At 45.8% G+C, this 24191-nt stretch carries 18 protein-coding genes; 6 read left to right on the top strand and 12 right to left on the bottom strand.

The genetic code is table 11. The features are described from left to right. Window positions 1-28: 28 nt before the first annotated feature. Window positions 29-526, bottom strand: coding sequence for a SixA phosphatase family protein (locus KJS94_RS07260; protein ID WP_214449412.1), 498 nt, complete (start codon window positions 524-526; stop codon window positions 29-31). Window positions 527-609: 83 nt separating this feature from the next. On the opposite strand from KJS94_RS07260, the gene KJS94_RS07265 reads away from it, so the two are divergent. Further along, window positions 610-1329, top strand: coding sequence for a hypothetical protein (locus KJS94_RS07265; protein ID WP_214449413.1), 720 nt, complete (start codon window positions 610-612; stop codon window positions 1327-1329). Window positions 1330-1407: 78 nt separating this feature from the next. Here KJS94_RS07265 and KJS94_RS07270 read toward each other — a convergent pair whose 3' ends face one another. The 4 genes from KJS94_RS07270 to KJS94_RS07285 form a co-directional block, all read right to left on the bottom strand. Continuing rightward, window positions 1408-4365 (bottom strand): alpha/beta hydrolase family protein, encoded by a 2958-nt coding sequence (locus KJS94_RS07270; protein ID WP_214449414.1) that lies wholly within the window; start codon window positions 4363-4365, stop codon window positions 1408-1410. Window positions 4366-4477: 112 nt separating this feature from the next. Beyond that, window positions 4478-5356 (bottom strand): DMT family transporter, encoded by an 879-nt coding sequence (locus KJS94_RS07275; protein WP_214449415.1) that lies wholly within the window; start codon window positions 5354-5356, stop codon window positions 4478-4480. 21 nt (window positions 5357-5377) lie between these two features. Then, complete coding sequence (locus KJS94_RS07280) at window positions 5378-6172, bottom strand: polyprenol monophosphomannose synthase (RefSeq protein WP_214449416.1); 795 nt, start codon at window positions 6170-6172, stop codon at window positions 5378-5380. A 78-nt stretch (window positions 6173-6250) separates the two neighbouring features. Then, window positions 6251-7021 carry a 3'-5' exonuclease gene (locus tag KJS94_RS07285; RefSeq protein WP_214449417.1) on the bottom strand — a complete coding sequence of 257 codons (771 nt, stop codon included), beginning with the start codon at window positions 7019-7021 and terminating at the stop codon, window positions 6251-6253. 434 nt (window positions 7022-7455) lie between these two features. Between KJS94_RS07285 and ytxJ the strand changes: the two genes are divergently transcribed. Continuing rightward, entirely contained in the window at window positions 7456-7785 is a 330-nt protein-coding gene (gene ytxJ / locus KJS94_RS07290) for a bacillithiol system redox-active protein YtxJ (RefSeq protein ID WP_214449418.1), read from the top strand. 52 nt (window positions 7786-7837) lie between these two features. On the opposite strand, the gene KJS94_RS07295 is transcribed toward ytxJ, so the two are convergent. From KJS94_RS07295 to KJS94_RS07305, 3 genes are all read right to left on the bottom strand, one after another. Then, entirely contained in the window at window positions 7838-8230 is a 393-nt protein-coding gene (locus KJS94_RS07295) for a hypothetical protein (RefSeq protein WP_214449419.1), read from the bottom strand. Window positions 8231-8316: 86 nt separating this feature from the next. Next, on the bottom strand, window positions 8317-9195 hold the full coding sequence (locus tag KJS94_RS07300) for a hypothetical protein (protein WP_214449420.1): 879 nt from the start codon (window positions 9193-9195) through the stop codon (window positions 8317-8319). Window positions 9196-9250: 55 nt separating this feature from the next. Beyond that, the gene (locus KJS94_RS07305; protein WP_214449421.1) at window positions 9251-13153 is read right to left on the bottom strand and encodes a T9SS type A sorting domain-containing protein; all 3903 of its coding nucleotides are present in this window, start codon (window positions 13151-13153) and stop codon (window positions 9251-9253) included. Between the two features lie 318 nt (window positions 13154-13471). Between KJS94_RS07305 and KJS94_RS07310 the strand changes: the two genes are divergently transcribed. The 4 genes from KJS94_RS07310 (at window position 13472) to KJS94_RS07325 (ending at window position 18345) form a co-directional block, all read left to right on the top strand. Beyond that, on the top strand, window positions 13472-16528 hold the full coding sequence (locus KJS94_RS07310; protein WP_214449422.1) for a sensor histidine kinase: 3057 nt from the start codon (window positions 13472-13474) through the stop codon (window positions 16526-16528). A 58-nt stretch (window positions 16529-16586) separates the two neighbouring features. Further along, window positions 16587-17219, top strand: coding sequence for a response regulator (locus KJS94_RS07315; protein ID WP_214449423.1), 633 nt, complete (start codon window positions 16587-16589; stop codon window positions 17217-17219). A 91-nt stretch (window positions 17220-17310) separates the two neighbouring features. Beyond that, entirely contained in the window at window positions 17311-18030 is a 720-nt protein-coding gene (locus KJS94_RS07320) for a head GIN domain-containing protein (RefSeq protein WP_214449424.1), read from the top strand. 78 nt (window positions 18031-18108) lie between these two features. Next, complete coding sequence (locus KJS94_RS07325) at window positions 18109-18345, top strand: hypothetical protein (RefSeq protein WP_214449425.1); 237 nt, start codon at window positions 18109-18111, stop codon at window positions 18343-18345. Window positions 18346-18421: 76 nt separating this feature from the next. Here the strand turns inward: KJS94_RS07325 and KJS94_RS07330 are convergent, their stop codons facing one another. From KJS94_RS07330 to map, 4 genes are all read right to left on the bottom strand, one after another. Further along, on the bottom strand, window positions 18422-19096 hold the full coding sequence (locus KJS94_RS07330; protein ID WP_214449426.1) for a response regulator transcription factor: 675 nt from the start codon (window positions 19094-19096) through the stop codon (window positions 18422-18424). An 840-nt stretch (window positions 19097-19936) separates the two neighbouring features. Further along, complete coding sequence (gene rpsA, locus KJS94_RS07335) at window positions 19937-21826, bottom strand: 30S ribosomal protein S1 (protein ID WP_214449427.1); 1890 nt, start codon at window positions 21824-21826, stop codon at window positions 19937-19939. Between the two features lie 208 nt (window positions 21827-22034). Further along, window positions 22035-23261, bottom strand: coding sequence for a BaiN/RdsA family NAD(P)/FAD-dependent oxidoreductase (locus KJS94_RS07340; protein WP_214449428.1), 1227 nt, complete (start codon window positions 23259-23261; stop codon window positions 22035-22037). Between the two features lie 107 nt (window positions 23262-23368). Then, on the bottom strand, window positions 23369-24172 hold the full coding sequence (map, locus tag KJS94_RS07345) for a type I methionyl aminopeptidase (protein ID WP_214449429.1): 804 nt from the start codon (window positions 24170-24172) through the stop codon (window positions 23369-23371). Between the last annotated feature and the right edge of the window lie 19 nt (window positions 24173-24191).

A 24191-nucleotide genomic window follows, 5' to 3' on the forward strand; every position in this document is an offset into this window, starting at 1 on the left:
GGAAGCCTTTCTTATTTTCCTACGAAAACTATTTCCCATAAAATTCCAGCTTGTACTTAGCCGTTTTCCCCTTCAGCTTAACAATGTACAAATGGTTATAGGTTGAATCACTCAGTTCACGGACCTCATTCTTCCCTGTCAATCCATTCACTATATCATCCACTGTATTGCTATGTCCAACTACCAACACATTCCCTTTGGACATCCTTACGCGCTGCAGGAAAGCTTCATCAACTTTCGCGTAATGAAAAGTATCCAATGCAAAATAATTGGCCGTTGGCATCAGGGTGCTAATGGTCCGGATATAATTGGTGGTGTAACCCGTCCTTACCTTCTCCCCTTTCAACCTCTCCCTGAGGGCTTCTGCCCTTTCCTTTCCCGCTTCTGTCAGGGGAGGATCGGTCTTACTCATCACCATTGAGCCATCACCCGGAACCTGCTTCTCGGCATGACGCACAATGAAGACCTTCTGGGTACAGGATAAAAGGGTAAAGCCTGAAAGCAAAAAGAATACAGCTTTTCGCATAACACAAATTTTAACAGGATTGACAAATACAGCCCTTGATTAATATGCTGTTTTTTACTAATTTATAGCAACAATAGGTTGCTATGAAAACATTATCCCAAACCTGGTTTACTGAGGGATTCATCGATTTTGAACTCAAGAAATACACCCTGCTCGCCTACCTGCAGGAGGTGAACAGGTTCTTTGGCCAAAACAAACTCTATCCCCAACTAGCAGACATTATATTCCATTACAATAACCTGGTACATTTCCGGGAAAATAAAAAGATCCTCCAGGACCAGTTTCCACGTAAACTTACCGGAATCCAACTGGAGAAGCTACAACTTTTATATGAACAGATCATTGAAGATGATGAGTTGATGCGGGAGCTGGAACAGATCATCCATTTTTCTACCAATTGCATTAAGAAAGTCATCGATGAGGGTACAGATATCTATGAATTCGTAGAGTCAGGCCTTTCAATAGGACCGGTTGGACTTGTACCGCTAGATAACCAGGAAGGCTATTTCTTCCTAAGCCAGGGCAATTCAAAAGACACCCTGGTTTACCAATACCGGCTCAGCATTTTTGAAAAACATGATGAACAGTACCGGTCGATCCGGACAACTTTCATTGCTTCCTGGTACCGGGACCTTGTTAATACTTACGAACAGATCAAATCGGACCTGATCAAACAATACAAAAGCCTCCCCAACCCTGCCGTTTACCTAATCGAATCCAAATTGAAGTATCCCCTGGAAGAGACCATCCTGCCAATAGCCAAGCGCTCACTGGTTCGGTACCTGAGCCAACCTGCGGCCTGAAAATAAAAAAGCCTATGCCCCAATGGATCCTTGCTGAATCAGAGAAGGCCAAAAGGACATAGGCTTTATAAAAACAGGTTACTTCATTTTTTCAAGGTCAAGACCCCAATCAATTCCTTTCCTGGTTGCAGGCACCCCTTCCGTCATCCATTTCGGGGCCGGTGCACCCTTCAAATAATGATCAAAGAATTGGGCCATCCTTATGGTCCAGTCCTTTCGGTTCCGTCGCTCCCTGATGCCATGTAATTCATCATTGTAGTTGATCATCCAAACAGGTTTTCCTAACCTGCGTAAAGCGGTGAAATACTCAATGCCCTGGTACCAGGGAACCGCATCATCCTTATCGTTATGGAGCATCAGTAATGGCGTCTTTACCTTATCTGCCCTGAACAGTGGGGAATTCTTCAGGTAAAGTTCTGGCTTCTCCCAAAGTGTTGCTCCTAACCTGCTTTGGGAACGCTCATACTGGAACTGCCTGCTCAGGCCGGTCCCCCAACGGATTCCACCATAGGCACTGGTCATATTGGCAACCGGGGCGCCTGCCTCAGCAGCAGCGAACATATTGGTCCGGGTAATGAGATAGGAAACCTGGTACCCACCCCAACTATGGCCCTGGATACCCATCCTGGTGGAGTCTACCCATTTGAACCTGGTGAGGTGTTTGGCAGCAGAAACAACGGAATTATAGGCATCCTCCCCTGGCTGACCGGTCTTATAATAGATGTTGGGGTCAAACACAATATAGCCGTTGCTGCAATAGAAGGCAATATTTACAGAAGCCCTTACCGGCATGGGCTCAATATAGTTATAACGGGTGTCTGCATTGCGCTCATAGAAATACAGGATGACAGGGTATTTCTTGTTGGGATCAAAATTCTCGGGTTTATACAATAAGCCTTCGCTCATCTTCCCATCAAACATTTTCCAACGTAGCAGTTCGACAGTGAACCAATTGTATTGCCCCTGCTGGGTGTTTATATTGCTTAACTGCCTTGCCGCTGAGAAATCTGCAATGGCATCCAGCCTGCTTGCATATATATTCCTTGAAGCAGGTGTTTCCCTGTTATAGACCAGGATAGCTTCATCCCTGGACCTAAGCGGCGCATTTACAATGGCCTGCTGCAGCATTGGTTTACCTGCCGCCAAATTAAAGGAAGTCCCGATAGTATATACTTCCCAGCCATACCCCTTCTCCTTATTATCAAAAAGGTTGAGTAATACTTTCTGGCCATCCCTCACATACCGGTCATCTTTATGAGTACGGTTATACCTGATCGTTATACTGGCTTTCCTTCCGGCACCTGCGGTTATATTTAGAGGCTGTTCTTTCCCGGCAGGGTCTAGTCTCCAGATGTCATATTTATCATAAACGTACAAATAACGATCTCCCTCATGCCAGCCCATCATTCCATGGGGCGGTGGCGCGTCCGGATGGTCATCTTCTTCGTCAAACAACGGAACCTTGATGGCAGAAGTCAGGTTCTTCACCTGCCGGGCCTCATTATCATGACCCATCCACATCCGCTTATCGTAATCATACCAATAGGTAAACCTGCCCAAAGGGGAGATGGCAGCACTACCCCTCCTGACTTTTCCCGCAACCTTACTTCTTTGACCTGTAACCAAATCAAGCAGGTAGAGATCCACTAAGCCACTAAGCTCCCATTGTTGCTGTACCCTGTAAGGTTTTGAACCAGCGCCCATGGCATACCTGCCATTTCCTTCATCTGACAGCATAATATCTTCAATTGCCTCATCAGCAAGGGGCATAATCCTGCGATCCTCAAGGCTGACCATGGCCAGAAAACTACGCTTCAATTCATTGTTTACCTGTACCAGTTGCTGTGGCTGAAGGTAATCGTCCTTATAATTCCAGACATCCAGTTTAGCTGTTTCGAAATCAACAAGGCTGGTATCCTTTACAGGTGGAACAGCTGCGAGCCCGAAGAAAAGCCTCCTGCCATCCTTACTGAATTGATTGGCATGGTCCGGGCTTACTGTCCAACCTTTCTTTACCGCCTGGTGGTTCCAGTCGGCCAGCATTATGGCACTATCCATAGCAGGCTGATAGTACCACAAACGATAATACTTGCGTAAAGCCTTTGCCACACTATCCCTCTCGGCTACAAAGGCCAGCTGGGTCCCCGCTTCATCCAGGGCCATACCCCGGACTTCGTTGAACTTTCGCATGACCGTATCTACTTTCCCTGTGCCAAGATCCCTCCATATCACCGAAGCAATAGACCCTGATGTACCATTCTTCCTGGTAACGGTGTACGCCAGGACCTTTCCATTCTTACTCATTTCATAAGCGCTCACCAGGGGAAAGCGTTCTTCCTTCCCTGTTTCAAGGTTATACAATACCAGGACTGTTCCTTCTTCCACCTTTTCCTCCTGCGGTCTTGATGGTTCCTTTGCCTTAGCAGGTTGCAGGACAGAAAGGCCCTTGATCCTTGCCTCACCAACCTTTAACCTTAAACTATCGGCTGCCTTGTCCAGGCTATCGGCCATCACCATCATTTTCTGGAGGCGTGCGGTAGAATCCTGGGAAACCGGTTTAGGAATGACTGGCACTGTTCTTTCGAGATGATAGGCCAGCCAGCGACCCTGGTCCTCAGCCATTTTAAACGACTTGACCTGGGCCACCCTGATGATGCTATCCTTGCCCAACAGGATGATGGCCATGCTATCCTTTGGCATTTCGTCCGAAGGCTTTTTCTTGATTCGGGCATCCCTTGCATCCTTGAAAAAGGGCTTGATCTTACAGACCAGGTAACGGCTATCAGCAGAGAATAATGGTTGGGCACCCCTTGGAAGCGTCAGGGAATAATCACCATCCAATGCCCTTACTACCAGTTCCCCATCCCCTTCCTGGGGATTAACCACAAAGGCAGCATACTTACCATTATTGCTGACCTGCCTTTCACTGATACTTTGCCATTGATCATAATCGGCATGCGTCAATGGCTTTTTTTGAGCGCGGTTAACCAAACTGGCCAGTAATAATCCAACGGCCAGGAAAAATTTCCTTCTCATGAGTGTAGTTTGTCTATTAAAAATACGGGAAACCTCCGCACCTGCTTAAATGGAAACGTAGATGTTTATGCGAATGGCTTCTGGATAGGAAGAATGGATGGACAATAGGGTCTCAGGTGGATTTATTCCTCGCCTTATAGACCCTGAGCATTTGAAGGGAAAGGGCAATGATGATCATCAGTAAGCCCAGGTAGAAATTCCAGCCAAGGTATTCATTCTCCCTGTAAATCAGGAAGGCCAGGATGATGCCATATACTGGTTCCAGGTTATAACTGAGGTTCACCGTGAATGCTGATATATATTTCAATGCATAGGCTGAAAGCTGGAATGCCCAAACAGTACAAAACCAGGACAAAAACAGCAGCCAGCCAAGGTCTGTCCAGGTAGGCCAGAAATGATCAGGAGGGAACTGTTGTAAGTAGACAGGCAGTAAAAGCGAAAGGGTCACCAGGCCACCCGATATCTCATATGTGGTGAGGGTTTCAACATTCACGGTCTTTAACAATTGCCTGTTCAGCACCGGGAAAATGGCTGCTAACAGGGCTGATAGTAATCCGATCAGGATTCCCGTTTTATACCTTGGATCGAAATGGAAAATGACATAGATACCCGCCATCACCAGCAAGCCCAATAACAATTCCTGCCAAATGAAACGCCTTTTCAAAAGAATGGGCTCCACCAATGCAGTAAAGAATCCTATGGCAGAAAAGCAAACCAGCCCAACTGACACATTTGAATACTTGATGGAACCATAGAAAGTTACCCAGTGAAGTGCTGCAATAAATCCTACCCCTGTTATAGAAAGCATTTTCCTGAAGGGTATCGCACTGATTTTTCGTTGAAGTCCAAACAATAGCCAAAGACTTACCGCACTGATCAATAACCTGTACCAAACCAGTAATCCTTCGTTAAGGCTGATCAACCTTCCGAGCACACCGGTAAAACCGGCAAGCAATACCGCGAGGTGTAATCGGAGAAATGCAGTCTTCATGCTGATGGGTAAAAGAGGGGGTTATCGGCGACTATTGGCCAGCGCATCCTGTTTATTGAAGGATTCACCGGTCTCTGTATTTTTCATTCGATTATGGTAATCCTTGAAAAGGCTTTCCCACCTCAGCCTGAGCACACCAAGGATACCTTCCTTTACGATCCCCTTATGCATTTTTGAAACCCCGTACTTGCGGTCCTCAAAAATAATGGGCACTTCCTTTATCTTGAAGCCAAGCTTCCAGGCAGCGAATTTCATTTCTATCTGGAATGCATAACCGAGAAAACGGATATTGTCGAGGTTGATCGCTTCCAGCACTTCCCTCCTGTAACAAATGAATCCGGCAGTGGTATCATGTACGGGCATCCAGGTGATCATTCTTGTATATAGTGAGCCTCCTTTGGACAATGCGATCCTGTCCCAGGGCCAATTGACCGTTCCACCGCCTTTTACATAGCGGGACCCGATCGCCACATCAGCCCCTTCGTTCTTACAGGCTTCATATAATCGCTGCAGGTCTTTAGGATTATGGGAGAAATCCGCATCCATCTCGAAAATGAAATGATACCCTTTGGCGATGGCCCATTTGAACCCATGGATATAGGCCGTTCCCAATCCTAGCTTACCCTTACGTTCCTCCAGGAATAAGGAACCCGGGAATTTTTGCATCAGGTCCTTGACAATGTTAGCCGTTCCATCGGGTGAACCATCATCTATGACCAGGATATGGAAACCCTTTTCCATTTCCATGATGGCATGGATAATGTTGGAGATATTCTCCTTCTCATTATAGGTTGGTATGATGACTATCTTCTCCAATGCACTGAATTAGCCTGCAAATATAAGCCACAGGCCAAAAAAAAGGGCGGAAATGCCAGGATTTCCGCCCTTACTGATTTACTGTTTCTTTAATAGTGTCCTGTTCAGGATCTCTGTCAGTTTCTGCTTGGTATGAAGGGGGAAATCGCCCTTCATCATCCAGTCATAGTACTGGGGCTCTGCTTTCAATACCTCGGCAACCGGGCGTCCCTTATGCTTGCCAAAATTGAATACCTCCACCCCGTTGCTCATTATAAAACGCCTGGCAAAGTCGACGATCTGGTCATCACCGGTAAACTTCAGGATAGAATCCACGTTATCCCCGAGTTGCGGGTACCTTGAAAGCTGGGCTTCCAGGATCTCCCAGGTGGCAGTGGCATCTACCTCTGCACTATGGGCTCCTTCCAGGTTCTTATTGCAGTAGAATTTATAGGCAGCCCCAAGGGTCCTTTGCTCCATCATATGGAATATCTTCTGCACATCAACCATTTTCCGGGCTTGCATATCAAAGCTTAACCCTGCACGGAGGAATTCCTCCATCAGCAAGGGGATATCAAACCTGTTGGAATTGTAGCCGGCCAGGTCGCAATTCTCCAGGAATTGCTTGAGTTCATTGGCAACCTGCCTGAAGGTTGGCGCATCCTTCACCATATCATCAGAAATACCGTGAACGTCTGAGGCTCCCGCAGGGATAGGCATTTCAGGGTTGATCAACTTCCGTTTCACCTGTTTTGTACCATCTTTCATGATCTTCACGATAGCTATCTCTACGATCCGGTCAGCAGCCAGGTTGGTTCCGGTTGTTTCAAGGTCAATAAACGCCAAAGGGCGATGTAATTGTAAAGCCATTGTTTTCAATTAAAAACCCCGCAAAAGCGGTTGACAAATGTACAGTTATCTATAGGATTTGATAGTAGAAGTCCAGATTTGGCACAGTTTTTTATTGATACGGGTGCAATTTACCCTGTGGCCGGCCAGGATATTGCAAAAAACAATAATTTATCCTAATTTTGAACCGCTTTAGTCCGTTATCCTACTGAATGCTGCCAAAACGACCCGGAAATTGCCGGCATAAACAAGGCAATTATTCATTAACAAACTAAAAAAGATGAAAACTAAATTGTTGATCCTCTCGTTGGTAGCGCTTTTCGCAGTAGGTATGACTTCCTGCACCACTTCCAAGGGTGGTTGCAAAATGTCCAGCGGAATGGTTGGATACCGTTAATACCCAAAACAAGATTTTAATTTCCCTGAGGTTATTTTTGCACAAATAACCTTTTTTTATGCGCTGGATCGACCTAAATTCTGTCGAACAACTGGAAGAGATCAAAAAACTATCTGCCACCAGGCCTCAGGTGATCTTTAAACATTCTACCCGCTGCTCCATCAGTTCAATGGCCAAGTCCAGGCTGGAAAGGTCGGAGCAACCTGACCATATCGACTTCTATTACCTCGACCTTATTGCCTACCGGAATATTTCGAACAAGATAGCTGAGGACTTCGATGTTTGGCATGAATCCCCACAAGTGATCCTCATTAAGAACGGTGAATGCACCTACGATGAAAGTCACAATGGGATCAGGATGGAAGAGATCATTGAACAGGCCGGATGATAAAAAATGGCCCTGCGTAAAGCAGGGCCAAAACAGGCGGGTGATCAAAAAATTACATCCACTTTCCAATAAACGCTAATAGGGAATGCTTAAACTCTGCATATAGTTTTTTATACATATCCACCCTATCCCTTGCCTCTTCATGGTCATCCAACTTCATTTTCTGGGCCTGTATTTCATTTACTTCCTGGATCTTCTTTACCAGTTCCTGCTCATGAAGACGGATATCGTGTAACAACTCATCCAGTACATCCTTCTGCCTTACCAGTTGGTTTTGGTAATGCTCCAATTCGAGGGAGAATTCCTTTGAATTATTCTTGCCGGCAGCTTCCAGCAGGTACTTATCCAATACTTTCAATTCTTCTTTGTAGAACCCCAACTCGTTTAACCATAATTCATGATCAATGTGCAATTGTATCGGACTCTTTTGATGTTGTGCAATCATATTTGTAATCTTTCAGTAAAGATCAGCATACACATGCTCAACTCATTTGACTTGCATCAAACGAACGACTGATCCTTGTCAAGCTGTTATTTACGTGAATAGAACATCAGACGGACCTTTTCAGAGGCGGGTCCCTGCTCACTCAAAGTGAAGAATCCATCACCCTTGCTGCTAAAACTAATGGCCTCTCCCTGGGGCTCCCGAACAAGGGATACCACAGCAGGTTGGACTGCCAGGGCATCGATAAGTGGAGTGGATGAAGTAGTATTCCAATAATAAGCTTCTTTATAATTCCTCAACAATATCCCAGTCCCCCCTGGCGCAAGGGAGGCTGCTGTTATGGAACCCAAATTGAGCGACCCCCTGAAACTTGCCTGGTTGATCGCATTGCTGAGTTGGGGATAGGCAATAGTGTAAATGTCAACTTTATCAGCTTCCTTAGTCAGGATGAGGATATCCAAACTCTTTGGATCCACCAGAATGGCATTTGCATTCCTTGACCGGCCATCTTCATACCTGAAACCGATCTTTTCCACCGTATTTACCACCCCAATATCCTTTAATGGTTCCGGAAACCTGAGAATGGTGTACTCTCCATATTCCTTGAAATTATCCCCTATATCAGCAATATACAGGTAAGGCTTTCCTTGCATAGGGCCAGCCCCAATAAATACTTCTTCCCAATCCCTGTTAACGACTCCCTCTATCCTCAGTTTTGGCCCAGGAATACCCTCATGGGACAACGGTAACAACTCGGCAGGATTCCCCCCATCTTGTATAAGCCAAAGCTGGCCATCGTTGATATAACTGTCAACAATACCCGAAGCCTCAGGGGCATACCCTTCCGGCACTTCTTTAGCAATAGGTTGGGCAGAAAACACCTCCATCCCGGGTTCATTATCCTTGCCGCATGCCCCCAAAAAAATAACCACAATGTAAACCCAACAACTACTTGCCAATTTCATATTAATCCAATTTCAAATATGAAATTAGGTAAAAATGTAATCGGCCCTTCACCCCTTATTCAAAAAGCAATTTTTCAAACCTCACTTCCCCTGTTGTAGTGTTGCTGATCCTTAGCAGGTAAATTCCAGGCCTGATGTTCTTTGTCCTCCTTATCTGGATGACAGAGCTTCCCTCCACTACCTTTTGGTCTGCCATTACCAGTTGGCCCGATGAGCTGAACAGTTTGAAATCATAACCTGATCTTGATGCAGCAGCAATTCGGATATTAATGACATCGCGCACCGGGTTTGGATATACCGAAAAGCCCATTCCACCAGTATGATCCAGTTTCACAAGGTTGGAATACCCTACCTTACCATTCTTACCAATGACCTTTACACGGTAGTAATTTGCCCCCATCAATGGAGCCTGGTCGGTAAGGCTGAATGATTGCCAGCCATTAGCCGGCCTAATCTCCCCTATTACTTCAGGGATACCATCAACCCTTGCGAGTCTTTCTACCTGGTAGGTATTCACCTCAGCACTTGAAATATGCTTCCAGTTCAGGACATGGACGCCATTTCGCTTGCTGGCCTTCAATTTAAAATCATCTTCAAGGACACCGCCGCACTGACCTGTCACAGAAAAATAATTCAACCTGGTAAGACAGCCATTACCGACAGAGATCTTGCTGACATAGGTACCAATTTCCGCTGGTGTTAAATAAGGGATCTCAAAGACCCTGGCATTACCTACTTCAACACTGTCTGTCTCACTTAACTTCTTGTACCAGGTATAGCTGGCATTGGGCACACTATCTACGGTAAGGGTAACATCTGCATAATAACAATCGGCTGTTGACGTGACAACAGTATTTTGCAAGGGCAGGACACTCACATCATTCAAGGTTGCATTGCCGCATTGGTCAACCACCCTGAGGCGGACCAGCGAATAGATATTCCCGTTATCAATGGTGAAAACCGGACTGGCCTGAGGGGGTGCAATGATGGAGGGTACAGCGGGGACACTACCGATGATCTCATACAAGAATGGCGCATTGCCTCCTTTTACATCCGCATTCACGGTGAAACTATTGTTATCACATTGGTAAATGGCTGATTTATCGAGTCGGGGGTATTGGTATGCATTCACCCGAATCGTATCAAAGTACTTGTTCGAACAAAATGATGGAAGGTCGTACCGGATAATATAACTGCCGGGGGCCAGTTCATTCCAGGTATAGTTGATACGGTCCGTATTGTTGTATGGAATACTTACATTCACGCCATCATGCTGGATAATAACAGGTGTTATCGTTCCTAAATTGGACTGCACCCTGATAGTCAATTCAGCTGAACCATCCTGGAAAGCCCCGGAAGGGCATTTGGGTGTAATGGTAACATCCCTCTCCAACGCACTTATTACAGGCATTACATTCCGTGTTGATGAATTCCCGCAATTATCGGTTAGTACTACCCTCAATTGGCCTGCATAACCATTGGTCTGGATATTATTAATCCATACTATCGGCGAACTGCTATTGGCTGACGCCAACTGGTTTCCAGTGGAGTCAAAAACCCTGATAGCATAAGGCCCAGTTCCAAACTGAACAAAAACCCTCAACGATGTGGCTCCCATGATACAGGAAGGTGTAGCCGATACTTGCAGGGCAATGGCCCTTGGGGCTGCGCTAAAACACCTTGTAAGGGTAGTATCATAACAATTATCCCTGATATTCACACAATAGCTTCCATAGGGCAAACTATTGAAAACACCTGTAGAATTGGTTCCCACCAATTGGTTATTGGCATCCAACAACTCAAACAATGGATTGGTAAAATTAACCACGCCATCTACCCTTGCATTGAAACCTGAACAGGACCTTCCTGAAATGGACACATTACCCGCAGACGGAACTGGTTGTACGGCCTGGAAACAACGGGTTATGACCGTATCAAAACAAAGGGCATTGTTTTGGATGTCTATGCAATAACTTCCATAGGGCACCTCACTGAATACACCGGAAGTATTGGATTGGATAATATTTCCAGAGCCATCCTTTAACCTGAATTGCGGGGAAGAAAGTCCGACCTGGTTGTCAACGGTGGCTGTAAAACCCGTACAAGTGGTATTGGATAGAATAACAGCCCCTACCGAAGGTTGTTCTGGTACAATGGTTATGCAACGCCTTATGGTGGTATCGAAACAATCGGGGCCATTGATAATGTCCATACAATAAGTGCCATAGGGAAGGTTCGTGAATAGCCCGGTAGCATTACAAGCCACGAGTTGGTTGGCGGAATTATAAAGACAATACTGGGGATTATAGAACCCGGTTTGCCAACCGACACTTATATCCACCGTGGTGCAATACCTTGTTGCATTCAAATCCGGTGCAACATTCGGAAGCTCAGGCAATACCGTAAAGCAACGTACTATAGTAGTATCATAACAATTATCATCATTACTGATCCTCAGGCAATAGCTTCCATAATTGATATTCCCAAAATTTCCCGTTGAATTACAACCAACCAGTACACCGGCTTCAGTATACAGGCAGAAATCCGGATTGAACAGGTTCGTTTGCCCCCCAATGGAAAAATCAAAACCTTCACAATACCTATTGCCTATGGTAATACTGGCATTGACTGATGGAACAAGTGGCGCAATGGTAAAGCAACGAGTGATAGTAGTATCATAACAACCATCTTTCACCCTGATACAATAACTACCATTGGTTAATCCAGGAAAACTGCCATTGCTATTGCACCCAACCAGGTTATTGGCCTGGTCATACAGGCAAAATTCAGGATTGGTAAAATTTGATAACCCTGCAACATTCACATTCACTGAATTGCAATCAACCCTACTGATATTTACATTGGGCGAAAGGGATGGTATTGGTTGGCTAACCGTAAAGGTCCTGTTGATCGTTGTGTCAAAGCAATCATCCTTAATACTGATCGTATAGGCCCCTGCACTTAAACCACTGAATATACCAGTTGCATTACAGGACAAAAGGGTTGAGGATGAATTGTACAGGCAAAACTGAGGATTGGTCAGGTTGGTTTGACTGGAAATGGTCGCGGTGAAACTATTACAAGCCTGCTGTGTGGTTGTTACAATACTTCCTACAGAGGGCAGGTAGATTGAAAACCATCTCACAGTCCTTACATTTCCACATCCATCTTTTACAGCGAGGTTTACAAATCGCTGCCTTCCTACCCCATGATCGAATGTCGAACTGGAATACCAGGATGTATCACCTGGTGAATTGATCACTCCATACTGGAAAGCGGAAAACGCTGTACCTGATGTATTCAAATTGCCCCTGCTATCCCTTAACCCAATGAAGAACCGGATATCATCACAACTCAATTTGTTCCCATTGTAAACCTCGATCCACCAATTGTAATCCAGGACATTGATCCTTCTTGTCTGGATCCCCCCACAGGAGTCGGTCAACTGGATATTGTATTCCCCGCCCGGGAGGCCGGTAAAGACTCCTGTATTGTTTGAGGTACCAACCCCCGCAGCTGAAGGTGATACAATGGTGAAGGTATAGGGTGACCTTCCTCCTACAAGGGCCTGTACGGATATCGTACCATCAGATGCATTCAAACAGGTGACATCGGATTTGGATAAGGCAAAGCGGGGATCTGTATAACTTCCCGTAACGCTGATATTATCCTGCCTCACTTCACAACCGGTAGTCACATCACGTACGGTAACGGAATAAACCCCTGCTGACAATCCTGTAATAAGGCTAGATGAAGTAAACGGGGTACTGACTGGTCCATCAACCTTGTAATTGTAATTACCTGTTCCCCCGCTTGCCTGAACCTGGATGGTTCCTGTGGCCATACAACGGGATTCTGAAGGAACTGCACTGGTAATCAGGAGACTACTGCAAGGCTGCCCAAAGGAGTAGGAAAAGGTGAAAAGTAAAAATACGAAGAGGGTGTAGAGGTTTTTCATAGCAACAGCACGGTTTCATTAACGGATATTCACAAACCCCGCTGGTAATTTCACGAAACCCTTACCAGCAAAGGATTGTACGGATTTATAGCAAGATACGCTACTTATTTAGTTCTTGCAATAGCACATGAATACTTAACCACCAAATACCTGAAAACCACCATTTGTACGGGCACATGAATTACCCCTGGCTTTGAATCAAAATTGCTTTTAATCAACTCAGGAAGAATGAATTATTGCATACCACATAAACATGTGGGTGGTCAAAAAAACCATCCAAATACTGGGCTTAACCAGTAAATTTGATAAGCCCCCGAAATGAAAAAACTAATAACCACAATAGGTATACTTCTTAGTTTCTGCTCTACGCTAATTGGACAGGAATACACTTTCACACATCTGTCAACATCAAATGGGCTAGGCTCCAATTTTGTCTATGCAGTTTGGCAGGACCCAAAAGGCTTTTTATGGATCGGTTCCGAGTTTGGATTGCAACGCTTCGACGGGAAAAAATTTGTGGCTTTTTATAGAAAGCCCAATTTCTCCGGACTTCCTTTTTTGGCAGTTCACCAGATACTTGATGACAGGGATGGTAGAATGTGGCTTAGGCTGGGAAACAGGATCGGCACTTTCAATTCCACTACCATGGAATTCAGGCAGGCTAAGATCCAAACCCTTAAACCCATACCACCAAGGTCAAGCTACCAACTTTGGAAAGACCATAAAGGCACTATTTATCTGTTGGTTTCAAAGTATCGCTTACTTACTTATAATCCCCAACTCCACCAATTTGAAGAAGGTCCACTCCCCTTCCAATACCCGGCGAACTGGACGATCAATCATTTATTTGATGATCCATTGACAGGAAATTATTGGCTTTGCACGGATTCGGGCCTGGTGGTTTATGATGCAAAGCTTAAGGGTTATTTCCATCACCGTAAGCCTTCTGAACGGTACGCTATCCTTAACAACCCGGAAACCGGTAATATCTTTACCCACTTTTTCATTGACAAGCAGCGCAGGTATTGGGCTGTGTATTGGGTAGTTCCACCAGGCAAGAAAACGGGTCAATTCTTATTGAACTTCGATGAGAAACTCAACCAATTCACCCGTGATTCGACAGGTATTTTTAATTCCAGCAGGGGCTACGCCGAGATCCACCAGGTAAAACAATTCTCCGACACCTCCATTTGGGCACATGGCCTTGATGTGTTGACGACCTTCAACCAGGCCCAAAAACGTTTTATCGGGCTCAGGGAACCTTATCCCACTGAATACGGGATCCGGTATAAAACCATTTACCAGATATTCCAGGATAAGGAAAATAGTCTCTGGCTGGCAACTGATAATGGCCTCTATACAACCAACTTTACCGGCAATAGGGCCATCCATGCCTACCTCGACCCCGGGAAAACTTCCGCAAACATCAATGCCGTTCTGGATATTGGGGAAAATGGGGTCCTGGTTGGAACCTGGGGAAGGGGTGTTGTAGGTCTCGCTAACCCTTCTACCCATGAAACCATTTATAAGGGTTCCCCTCCCGACAATGATTACAAATTGACCTGGGACATGGAGAAATTGCGCAAGAATGGTAAACTGATCATAACCTGCCAGGCCGGTAAATTGATCTTTCATGACCCTGCCAGTCGTAAGTCAACCTTCCTGCACCACCCTATATTCAATAACAGGACCATCAGGCAGGTGGTGGAAGACTGCAATGGACAGATTTGGTTCAGCACCCAGGGAGGGAGACTGATCCTTTGGCAACAGGATAAAGGAACAGGGGATGATGCATTCACCTTAATTGATGAACACAATACCATCATCAACAAACTCTACATTGACAGGAAATGCCAGCTATGGGCTGGAACACTGAGCAAGGGGGCATTTGTCTATGATACCAGGACCGGGAAAATGCTGCGGCACTATAACAGTTCTTTACCAGGCAGCAAGGCATTGTCCGATAACACCGTAAATGATATAATACAGGTCAATGACACAATAATGGCAATGGCCGTTGGAACCCTTAACCTGCTTAACCTGAAAACAAGTGAGGTGCAAAACCTTACCATAGCAGACGGGCTGCAGGCCAACAGTGTCCTGACCATGCAAACTGACCGATTTGGTCACTTATGGTTGACCACCATGAATGGGATCAACAAGTATAACCTTAAGCAAAAGATCTTTACCTCTTATGACCAAAGAGATGGATTGATCACCACCACCAGCCAGGATAACCTGCTGGATGTAAGCACCACGATGGCCAATGGTGATATTGTCCTTGCTGGAAACCAAAGGGCTGTAATTTTCAATCCTGACTATTTCATGAGTAAGGCAGTCCCGCCAAATGTCAGCATTACGGACTTCAAGTTATTCAATGAATTCCTGCCGCCCGATTCCATCCTGAAATTGGACAAGGTAAAATTGAACTATGAGCGGAATTCCATTACCATAGAATTTGCTTCATTAAGCTTCCTCCAGCGCGACAAACTGATCTATTACTATATGCTGGAAGGTGCCGACAAATCATGGCAAAGAACAGAAGATCGACTGGCAGCCACCTATACCCTCCTGCCCCCCGGACGCTATACCTTCAAGGTGAAATGTGAGAACGAGGAAGGCACTCCCTGCACCGGCCTTACTACCCTCAATATCCTGATCACACCACCCTTTTATAAAACCTGGTGGTTCATATCAATTATCCTGATGGCATTGTCAGGCTTGGTACTGTTCATCCACCAATTAAGGATAAACAAACTGCTGGCGGTGGAGAAGGTCCGGACCAGGGTTGCCCGCGACCTTCATGACGATATGGGCTCAACATTGAGTACCATCAATATCCTCAGCGAAATGGCCAAGATGAAGATTGAAAAGGATCCCAAAGCAACAAAGGAGTATATAGAAAAGATCAGTGATAATTCCAGCAGGATGATGGAGGCTATGGATGATATTGTTTGGAGTATCAATCCCATGAACGACAATATCCAGAGGATAACGGCAAGGATGAGGGAGTTTGCGGCGACTGTATTGGAGCCTAAGGATATAGAATATGAATTCCATGTCGACGATGCGGTGATGGACCTGACCCTTGATATGGAATCCAGGAGGGACCTTTTCCTCGTATTCAAAGAAGCTGTTAATAACCTGGCCAAATACTCCGACGCAACACATGCCGCCATCCGCATTTTTATCAAGTCCGGGAAATTGCACATGGATATCAGGGATGACGGGAAAGGGTTTGATGTAGCCACCGCAGATAGCGGGAATGGCCTGACCAATATGCGAAAGCGAACCGAAATGATGAAAGGAATCCTACGAATCATGTCGGGTAATGGCAAAGGAACCGAGATCAATCTTGAATTACCGCTAACATGATTATGTGATTGCCCGGAACAGGATAGCAGGTTACCTTTGACTGGAAAATGTATGTTGTATGATTAAAGTGATGGTATACGAGGACAATCCACAACTCAGGGAGGGACTTTCCATGCTGATCAATGGCTCGGATGGTTATGAAGTGGTTGCAGCCTTTAAAAACTGCAATAATGTTGTGGATGAGGTAGAGGCCTTTCAACCGGATGTGATCCTGATGGATATCGATATGCCCGGGACGAATGGAATAGAAGGACTAAAACTGATCCGCCAGCATAACACCACGGTCAAGATACTCATGCTGACCGTTTTCGATGACAATAAAAATGTATTCGAAGCCTTAAAATCAGGCGCCAACGGCTACCTGCTCAAGAAGACCCCACCGTCCAGGCTACTCGAGTATATCCATGAAGCCCACACCGGCGGGGCCCCAATGACCAGTTCCATCGCAACACAGGTATTGAGGATGTTTTCAGATATCCAGTTACCCCAAAGTGAAGATTACCGGCTGTCGGAAAGGGAGAAAGAGGTACTGCAATTCCTTGTCAATGGCTACAGCTATAAGATGATCGCTTCAGACATGAATATTTCCATTGATACCGTAAGGTCACATATCAAGAAGATCTATGAGAAACTGCACGTGAATTCAAAGAGTGAAGCAGTTGCCAAGGCCTTCAAGGATAAGATTGTCTGACACCCTCCCCAAATTATCTAGAAAAAGTTTTTTTCATTGAAAGGCAACGTAAGGTGATCAATGGTTGTCAAGCTTACACCTTATCGTCTACATGAAAAAAATTATAACCTTATCCATGGCCATCCTTCTCATGGCAGTTTTGGCATCATGTTCCAAAACTGTCCTGAGGGGAAACGGCAAAATCGTTGAAGAACAAAGAACCATCCCCAATTTTACGGAACTGGAAAACTCCGGCTATTTCCGGGTGATCCTCAGCCAGGGCAATACAGTAGCCATATCCCTGAAGGGTGAAGAAAATATTTTGCCCGAAGTTGTAACATATGTCGAAAATAATCGTCTAAAACTTCATTATACCAGTTATAACTATGCTGTAAAGCATGAACCGGTAATCATAAATATAACCGTTCCCGAGGTTTCGAAACTACAGCTTCAAAGCAGTGGGGGTATTGAAAACAGTGGTCCCTGGCAGCATACGACCTTGGCCCTGGACATCAACGGATCCGGCAATATCAATTGGCAGGCGCAAGCCGACCAGGCCAAAGGGAATGTATCCGGTTCGGGAACCCTACAGCTGAACGGGAAGATTAAGGAAGGAGCTGAACTGGTAGTGAGTGGCTCAGGCAATATCCTGGCTATTGATTGTCCTGCCGCAAAAGTAAAGGCTACGATCTCCGGTTCGGGGAAGATTGAGACCAGTCCCCTGGATGAGCTGGAAGCCACGATCAGTGGCAGTGGTTCTGTTTACTATAAGGGTGACCCGCCCAAGCTAAGGACTAGTGTTTCAGGCAGCGGAAGGGTCATCAGATTATAATCCCTTTTCACATGTTTATGCGATTGTCCACCCTATAGGAATGAAATAACTTTACGATAACCATTTAAACTACTGGCGATGAAAAAAGGATTCGCAATAGGCCTGTTTACACTCTTTATGTTGTTGGTATTCTCAGCCAACCAGACAGGCGCGCTCAGGGCAGAAAAATGTGTGTTTGGCAAGGGAAAGCCCTCTATCACAGCCAGCACAAAGGAAGAGAGCAGTATTGAAGAGGAGGAAGGTGATACAGATGTAGAGGAAGGGCTACCTATCCTGGGTGGGGTGACAGCCCTTGAATTGTTACTGAGTTTTTGAACGATAATTCGATAAAACTAAAAAGCCCGGAACGCGTTTATCATGTTCCGGGCTTTTTAGTTTGATGAAAGGCCCATCAGGATTCCTCCTGGACGATTCCATGCTTTACCGCATACATCACCAATCCGGCCATGGACTTGGCCCCTGTCTTGGTCTTTAATTTATCCCTTATCGCTTCCACTGTACGTGGGCTGATATCAACGATATCGGCAATTTCCTTGGTGGTCTTTTCCTCACACATCAGCTTAAGTATCCTGATCTCTTTTTCGGTTAACTGCGCATCTGCTACCGCCTCAGGTTCCTGCCGACGGGTACGTAAACCGGTGAGCAAGGCTTTGTTCGTAAGCTCATTGAAAAAGAACTCCTGCTCAAAACAGGTTTTGATAGCCTGATAGATAGTTTCCGAATCAGAGTTCTTGGTCAGGTAGGAGTTGGCGCCGATCTCCATCAATTTCGAGATCATGGAGTGGTCATTATGCATGGACAGGATGATCACCTTAACATGGGGGTTGATCTTCCTGATCTCAGGAAGCGTGGCGATACCATCCATGATCGGCATCTGGATATCCAGTAAAATCACATCAGGCTCAATATGCTTAAGGAGATTCAAAAGCTGCATGCCGTTATCCGCCTCTGCGATCAATTCTACATCCTTCTTGGCAGACAATGCTGTCTTCACCCCAGCCCTAAAGAGGGCATGGTCATCGGCAATGGCCACTTTAATAGGGTTTGCTGGGTCTGGTTTTTTCATACGGTGAATTTTGCTTGGGGTTGAAAGCCTTCAAAAATGGGCATTCGGAATGCAAAATGTAAAATTTCTGGAATATTCACTATAGTAATAATACGTAAAATTACTGGTTCGGGATTTACGATACCAACCCCTTTTGGGGATTTTATACATGTTTTTCCACCGTAATTGCACCTCCTTTACCATCGGAGAATTACGAAAGGAAGGGTATTTCCTGAATCCTTAAAATTGGGCAAATCCGCTCTTGTACACCTTTTAGCCGTCTGCTACTTTTGTATCAGAAGTTGATTGACGAGGATCGCAGCCTCAAACCATCCAATGTCCAGTAACAACCGTCCAGAATCTTATTCAATATCCTAAGAATTCCACGAATCCAATGTCAATCAACTTTCTTTTTCCCTGATCCAATATCCCCTGAATAGCCCACGTCCAATTATCCTATGCCCATGGCAGGTAACCTGATTGACCAATAACCGCAGATCCAATTCCTAAACCCATAAGGCCCCCATTTAGGCGGTCCTTAGGATGAATCACCCCTTTTCCAATAACCTATTGAATTTGCCTTATCCTTAGGCCTGAAAGTTCTTTGAACGCCAGTAATCATATGCCTGCCCTTTAATGCACCTGGAGAGAAGTAGCGAAGGGGATTTTAAACTAACCCGGAAGAAAATGCAGGGAATGTGTTTATGAAATCAGCAGCAAACCTTCTTGGTTTACTTGAATCAGGTGACCAGATAAGGGCAGGTTTTCTTTTTCCCGGTAGGGTACCGGATGGCGTTCCTGTAACTACAATAAAAAAGCGCGGGGTCACCCCCGCGCTTTTCATTATCAGTGCAAAACGGATTATTGGGCACTTTCGCCTTCACCGCCTTCCATCTTCTTCTTCAACTCAGCCAGCACACCCAGGTCACCCAAAGTAGCTTTTTCTACCTTGCTCTGGAGGTTTTTAACAGCCTTCTTGGTCTTGTCAGCCTCAGCCTTAGCTTCCTTCTTGGCAGCTTCTTTCTCTTCAGCCTTAGCAGCTTCCCAAGTGCGGGTATGGCTAACAACGATACGCTTCTCATTACGATCGAATTCGATCACCATGAAAGTGATGGTATCATCGGCACCAACCTGGCCACCATCTTCCTTGTTCAGGTGACGGTTAGGAGCGAAACCTTCCAGGCCATAAGGCAGTTGCACAATGGCACCCTTCTCATCCTTGCGGATCACGGTTCCTTCATGCAGTGTACCTACAGCGAAAGTATCCTCCAGTGCATTCCAGGGATCTTCTTCCAGCTGCTTGTGACCCAGTTGCAGTTTGCGGTTCTCCTTATCGATACCCAGGATCACGATCTCGATCTTCTCTCCTACCTTGGTATACTCAGAAGGATGGTTGAAACGCTTCAGCCAGCTCAGGTCGCTGATGTGGATCATACCACCGATGCCTGGCTCCAGTTCAACAAACACACCGTAAGGAGTGATGTTCTTCACCAGACCGGTATGACGGCTGTCAACAGGGTATTTGTTCTCGATCTCGTTCCAGGGATCAGGAGTCATTTGCTTGATGGACAAGCTCATCTTACGGGCATCCTTATCCAGGGTCACGATCTTGGCTTCGTACTCATCACCCAACTTGAAGAATTCCTTCGCGTTGATCGGGGTATTGGCCCATGTGATCTCGCTAACGTGAACCAGACCTTCTACACCAGGCATGATTTCCAGGAACGCACCATAATCTTCGATGTTCACAACCTTACCTTTCACCACCTGGCCTTCGCCGATGTTTTCAGGCAGCACATCCCAAGGATGCGGGGTCAGTTGCTTCAGACCAAGGCTGATACGCTTCTTGTCGTCGTCGAAATCCAACACTACCACATTCAGCTTCTGGTCCAGCTTCAGTACTTCTGAAGGATGGTTGATACGGCCCCAGCTGATATCGGTGATATACAGCAGACCATCCAGTCCACCCAAATCCATGAACGCACCGAAATCGGTGATATTCTTGATGGTACCTTCCAGAACCTGACCCTTCTCCAGCTTACCCATGATCTCAGCGCGCTGAGCTTCGATATCGCTTTCAATAAGGGCCTTGTGGGATACAACGGCATTCTTGATGGCCTCGTTAACCTTAACCACTTTGAATTCCATGGTCTTACCAACAAACTGATCGTAGTCGGTAACAGGCTTAACATCGATCTGTGATCCGGGAAGGAAGGTCTCCATTCCGAATACATCTACGATCAAGCCACCCTTGGTCTTGCTGGTAACAGTACCGGTAACGATCTCACCAGTCTTATGAACCTCAACAATCTTTTCCCATGCACGGGTAATGCGGGCTTGCTTACGGCTCAGGTGCAGGTGACCATTGCGGTCTTCCTTCTCTACCACCATAACTTCCACCTCATCACCGATCTTCAGACCTTGCAGGTCACGGAATTCGTTGAGGGAGATCAGACCATCGCTTTTGAAACCAATGTTCAATACAACGTCGGTCTTGGTCAATCCTACTACAGCTCCTTTGATCAGCTCACCATCAGTGATGGCAACGAAAGTGTCATCATACACTTTGTCGTACTTGGCCTTTTCTTCAGCACTGTAAGTAGATACATTGCGCTTGTCGATGCTCCAATCGAAGTCATCATGCGCAGTCGCAGCAGGTGCATTTGTTGTCGCTGTAGTTGCTTCTGCATTTGCAGCAGCAGACTCCTCTGCCTCAGCGTTTAGTTGTTTAACAATCAAATTTTGAAACATAACAAATTCCCGATGGTTTTATTCGGGGCTGCAAAGATAGCATAAAATAAGGCTAGAACTGCGTTTTATGCCTAGAAATTGAGGAAAATCCGGATTGTTTCGGTCACCATCTGTCTGTGCCCTGGTATACAGGGCTTCCGTTATACACTTACAAGTTAATTTAATGGCTATTTCCTTATTAACCAACCCGTTAGATTGAAAGATGGCTTCAGGACCGGGAAGCAATGCATTGCGCCGCAATAAAACCTGTGGTCCAGGCATTCTGGAAGTTGAACCCACCGGTGATCCCATCAATATCCAGGATCTCACCGGCAAAAAACAATTGCGGGTGTAAACGGCTCATCATGGTTTGTGGGTCCACTTCCGAAAGGTCAATACCTCCAGCTGTCACAAATTCTTCCTTATAGGTGGTCTTTCCTTTCACCTCTAATTCCTGTGAACAAACATGCTTTACCAACTTGTTTTGCTCCCTGGCCGGCAGGTCACTCCACCTGGTCTCAGGATCTATACCCGACTCTTTCAGGAGGTAATCCCATAATCTTTGGGGCAGTCCAAAGGGATTGCGGTTGCCGATCTTCTGCGAGGCCTTATCGAACCTATACACCTGGATGAATTCCCTTAAACTATTCTCATTATAAGCGGGTGCCCAATTCAGCTGGATCCGGTATTGCCAGTCCCGCCCTGCCAGTTCCCTGGCACCCCATGCACTCAATCGCAGCACCGCCGGACCACTCAGTCCCCAATGGGTGACCAAAACAGGCCCTTTCTCCTGGAGCTTGGTACCCATGATCTTTACCATGGCTTCCGTAACACTCACACCCATCAATTCGTTCAGGGCCTTATTGGGTATATTAAATGTAAAGAGTGATGGGACAGGCTCCGCAAAACGGTGTCCAAGGTCCGATAACCATTGGAACATGGAGGATTTAGGGTATCCCCCAACCGCAACACAAACATGGTCGGCCTGGATGGTTTCTTTTTCTGTTTGTACCAGCCAATGCTCCTGTGTCTTTTTCAGCACCTTAACATCCCGGTTCATCCTGATATCAACCCCAAACTTGTTGGCCTCACGCAACAAGCACTGGATAATGGTTTCAGACGAATCAGTGACAGGGAACATCCTTCCATCCGCTTCTGTCTTCAATTCTACCCCACGCTGCCTGAACCATTCAATGGTATCGGTGGTGAAGAACTGGTGAAAGGCTTTCTTAAGGAACTGGCTTCCCCTTGGATATCGCTTAACCATATCCGTTATACTGAAACAGGCATGGGTCACATTACACCTCCCCCCGCCACTGATCCTGACCTTGGAAAGCAATTTCCCGGTTTTCTCGAGCAGGATAACCTTCAGTGAAGGATCCATCCTGGCAGCATTTACTGAACAGAAGAATCCTGCCGCCCCGCCTCCTATTACAACCAGTATTCTATTTGACATCGCACAAAATTATTACCAGGTCCCGGATTTTTTCCGGTAACCCTTACCAATACCAACAAAAAAGCCATCAGGTATCCACCCAATGGCCTTTAAAAAGTAATACTTTATCAATAATAACTCGAATCCAAATGCGGGTTGGCCTTTTCGTTGGCTTCGATCTCCACAAAGGACGAAAGGATATCTGCCTTCCCCCTGCGCACACAAATAGTATGTTCATAATGGGCTGCAGGCTTCCCATCCTTGGTCTTTACGGTCCAGCCATCATCTTCATACCAAACCTCCTTCACCCCCATATTAACCATTGGCTCAATGGCTATCACCAATCCATCATGCAATTTGGGACCGGAACCACGTTTCCCATAGTTAGGAACCTGGGGATCTTCATGAAGATGTTTACCAAGGCCATGGCCAACGAGCTCCCTTACCACGCCATATTTGTGCTTTCTTTCTGCATAATCCTGTATGGCAAAGGAAATATCCCCTACCCTGTTACCGGCAGTTGCCTTCTCGATTCCCAGGTACAAAGATTCCTTGGTAACCTTCAACAACTGCTTTACATCATCTGGTATACTTCCTATGGCAAAAGTGTAGGCACTGTCCCCATGAAAACCGTTCTTGTACACGCCCACATCTACTGAAACAATATCTCCATCCTTCAAGGGCACATCATTAGGGAAACCATGTACTACTGCATCATTCACACTGATACAACAGGTAAAGGGATAACCTTTATAATTCTTGAAGGAAGGTTTTGCCTGGTGGTCTACAATGAATTTTTCAGCGAAGGCATCGATCTCCAGGGTGGTCATTCCGGGTTTAATGACCTTGGCTACTTCAGCCAGGGTCTTGCTGACAAGGAGGGCGCTTTCACGCATCAGCTCCACCTCGGCGGTTGTCTTATAGTAGATCATACGTAATAATTAGCAGGGC

Origin of the sequence: Flavihumibacter rivuli (assembly GCF_018595685.2) — a bacterium.
Taxonomy (GTDB): domain Bacteria; phylum Bacteroidota; class Bacteroidia; order Chitinophagales; family Chitinophagaceae; genus Flavihumibacter; species Flavihumibacter rivuli.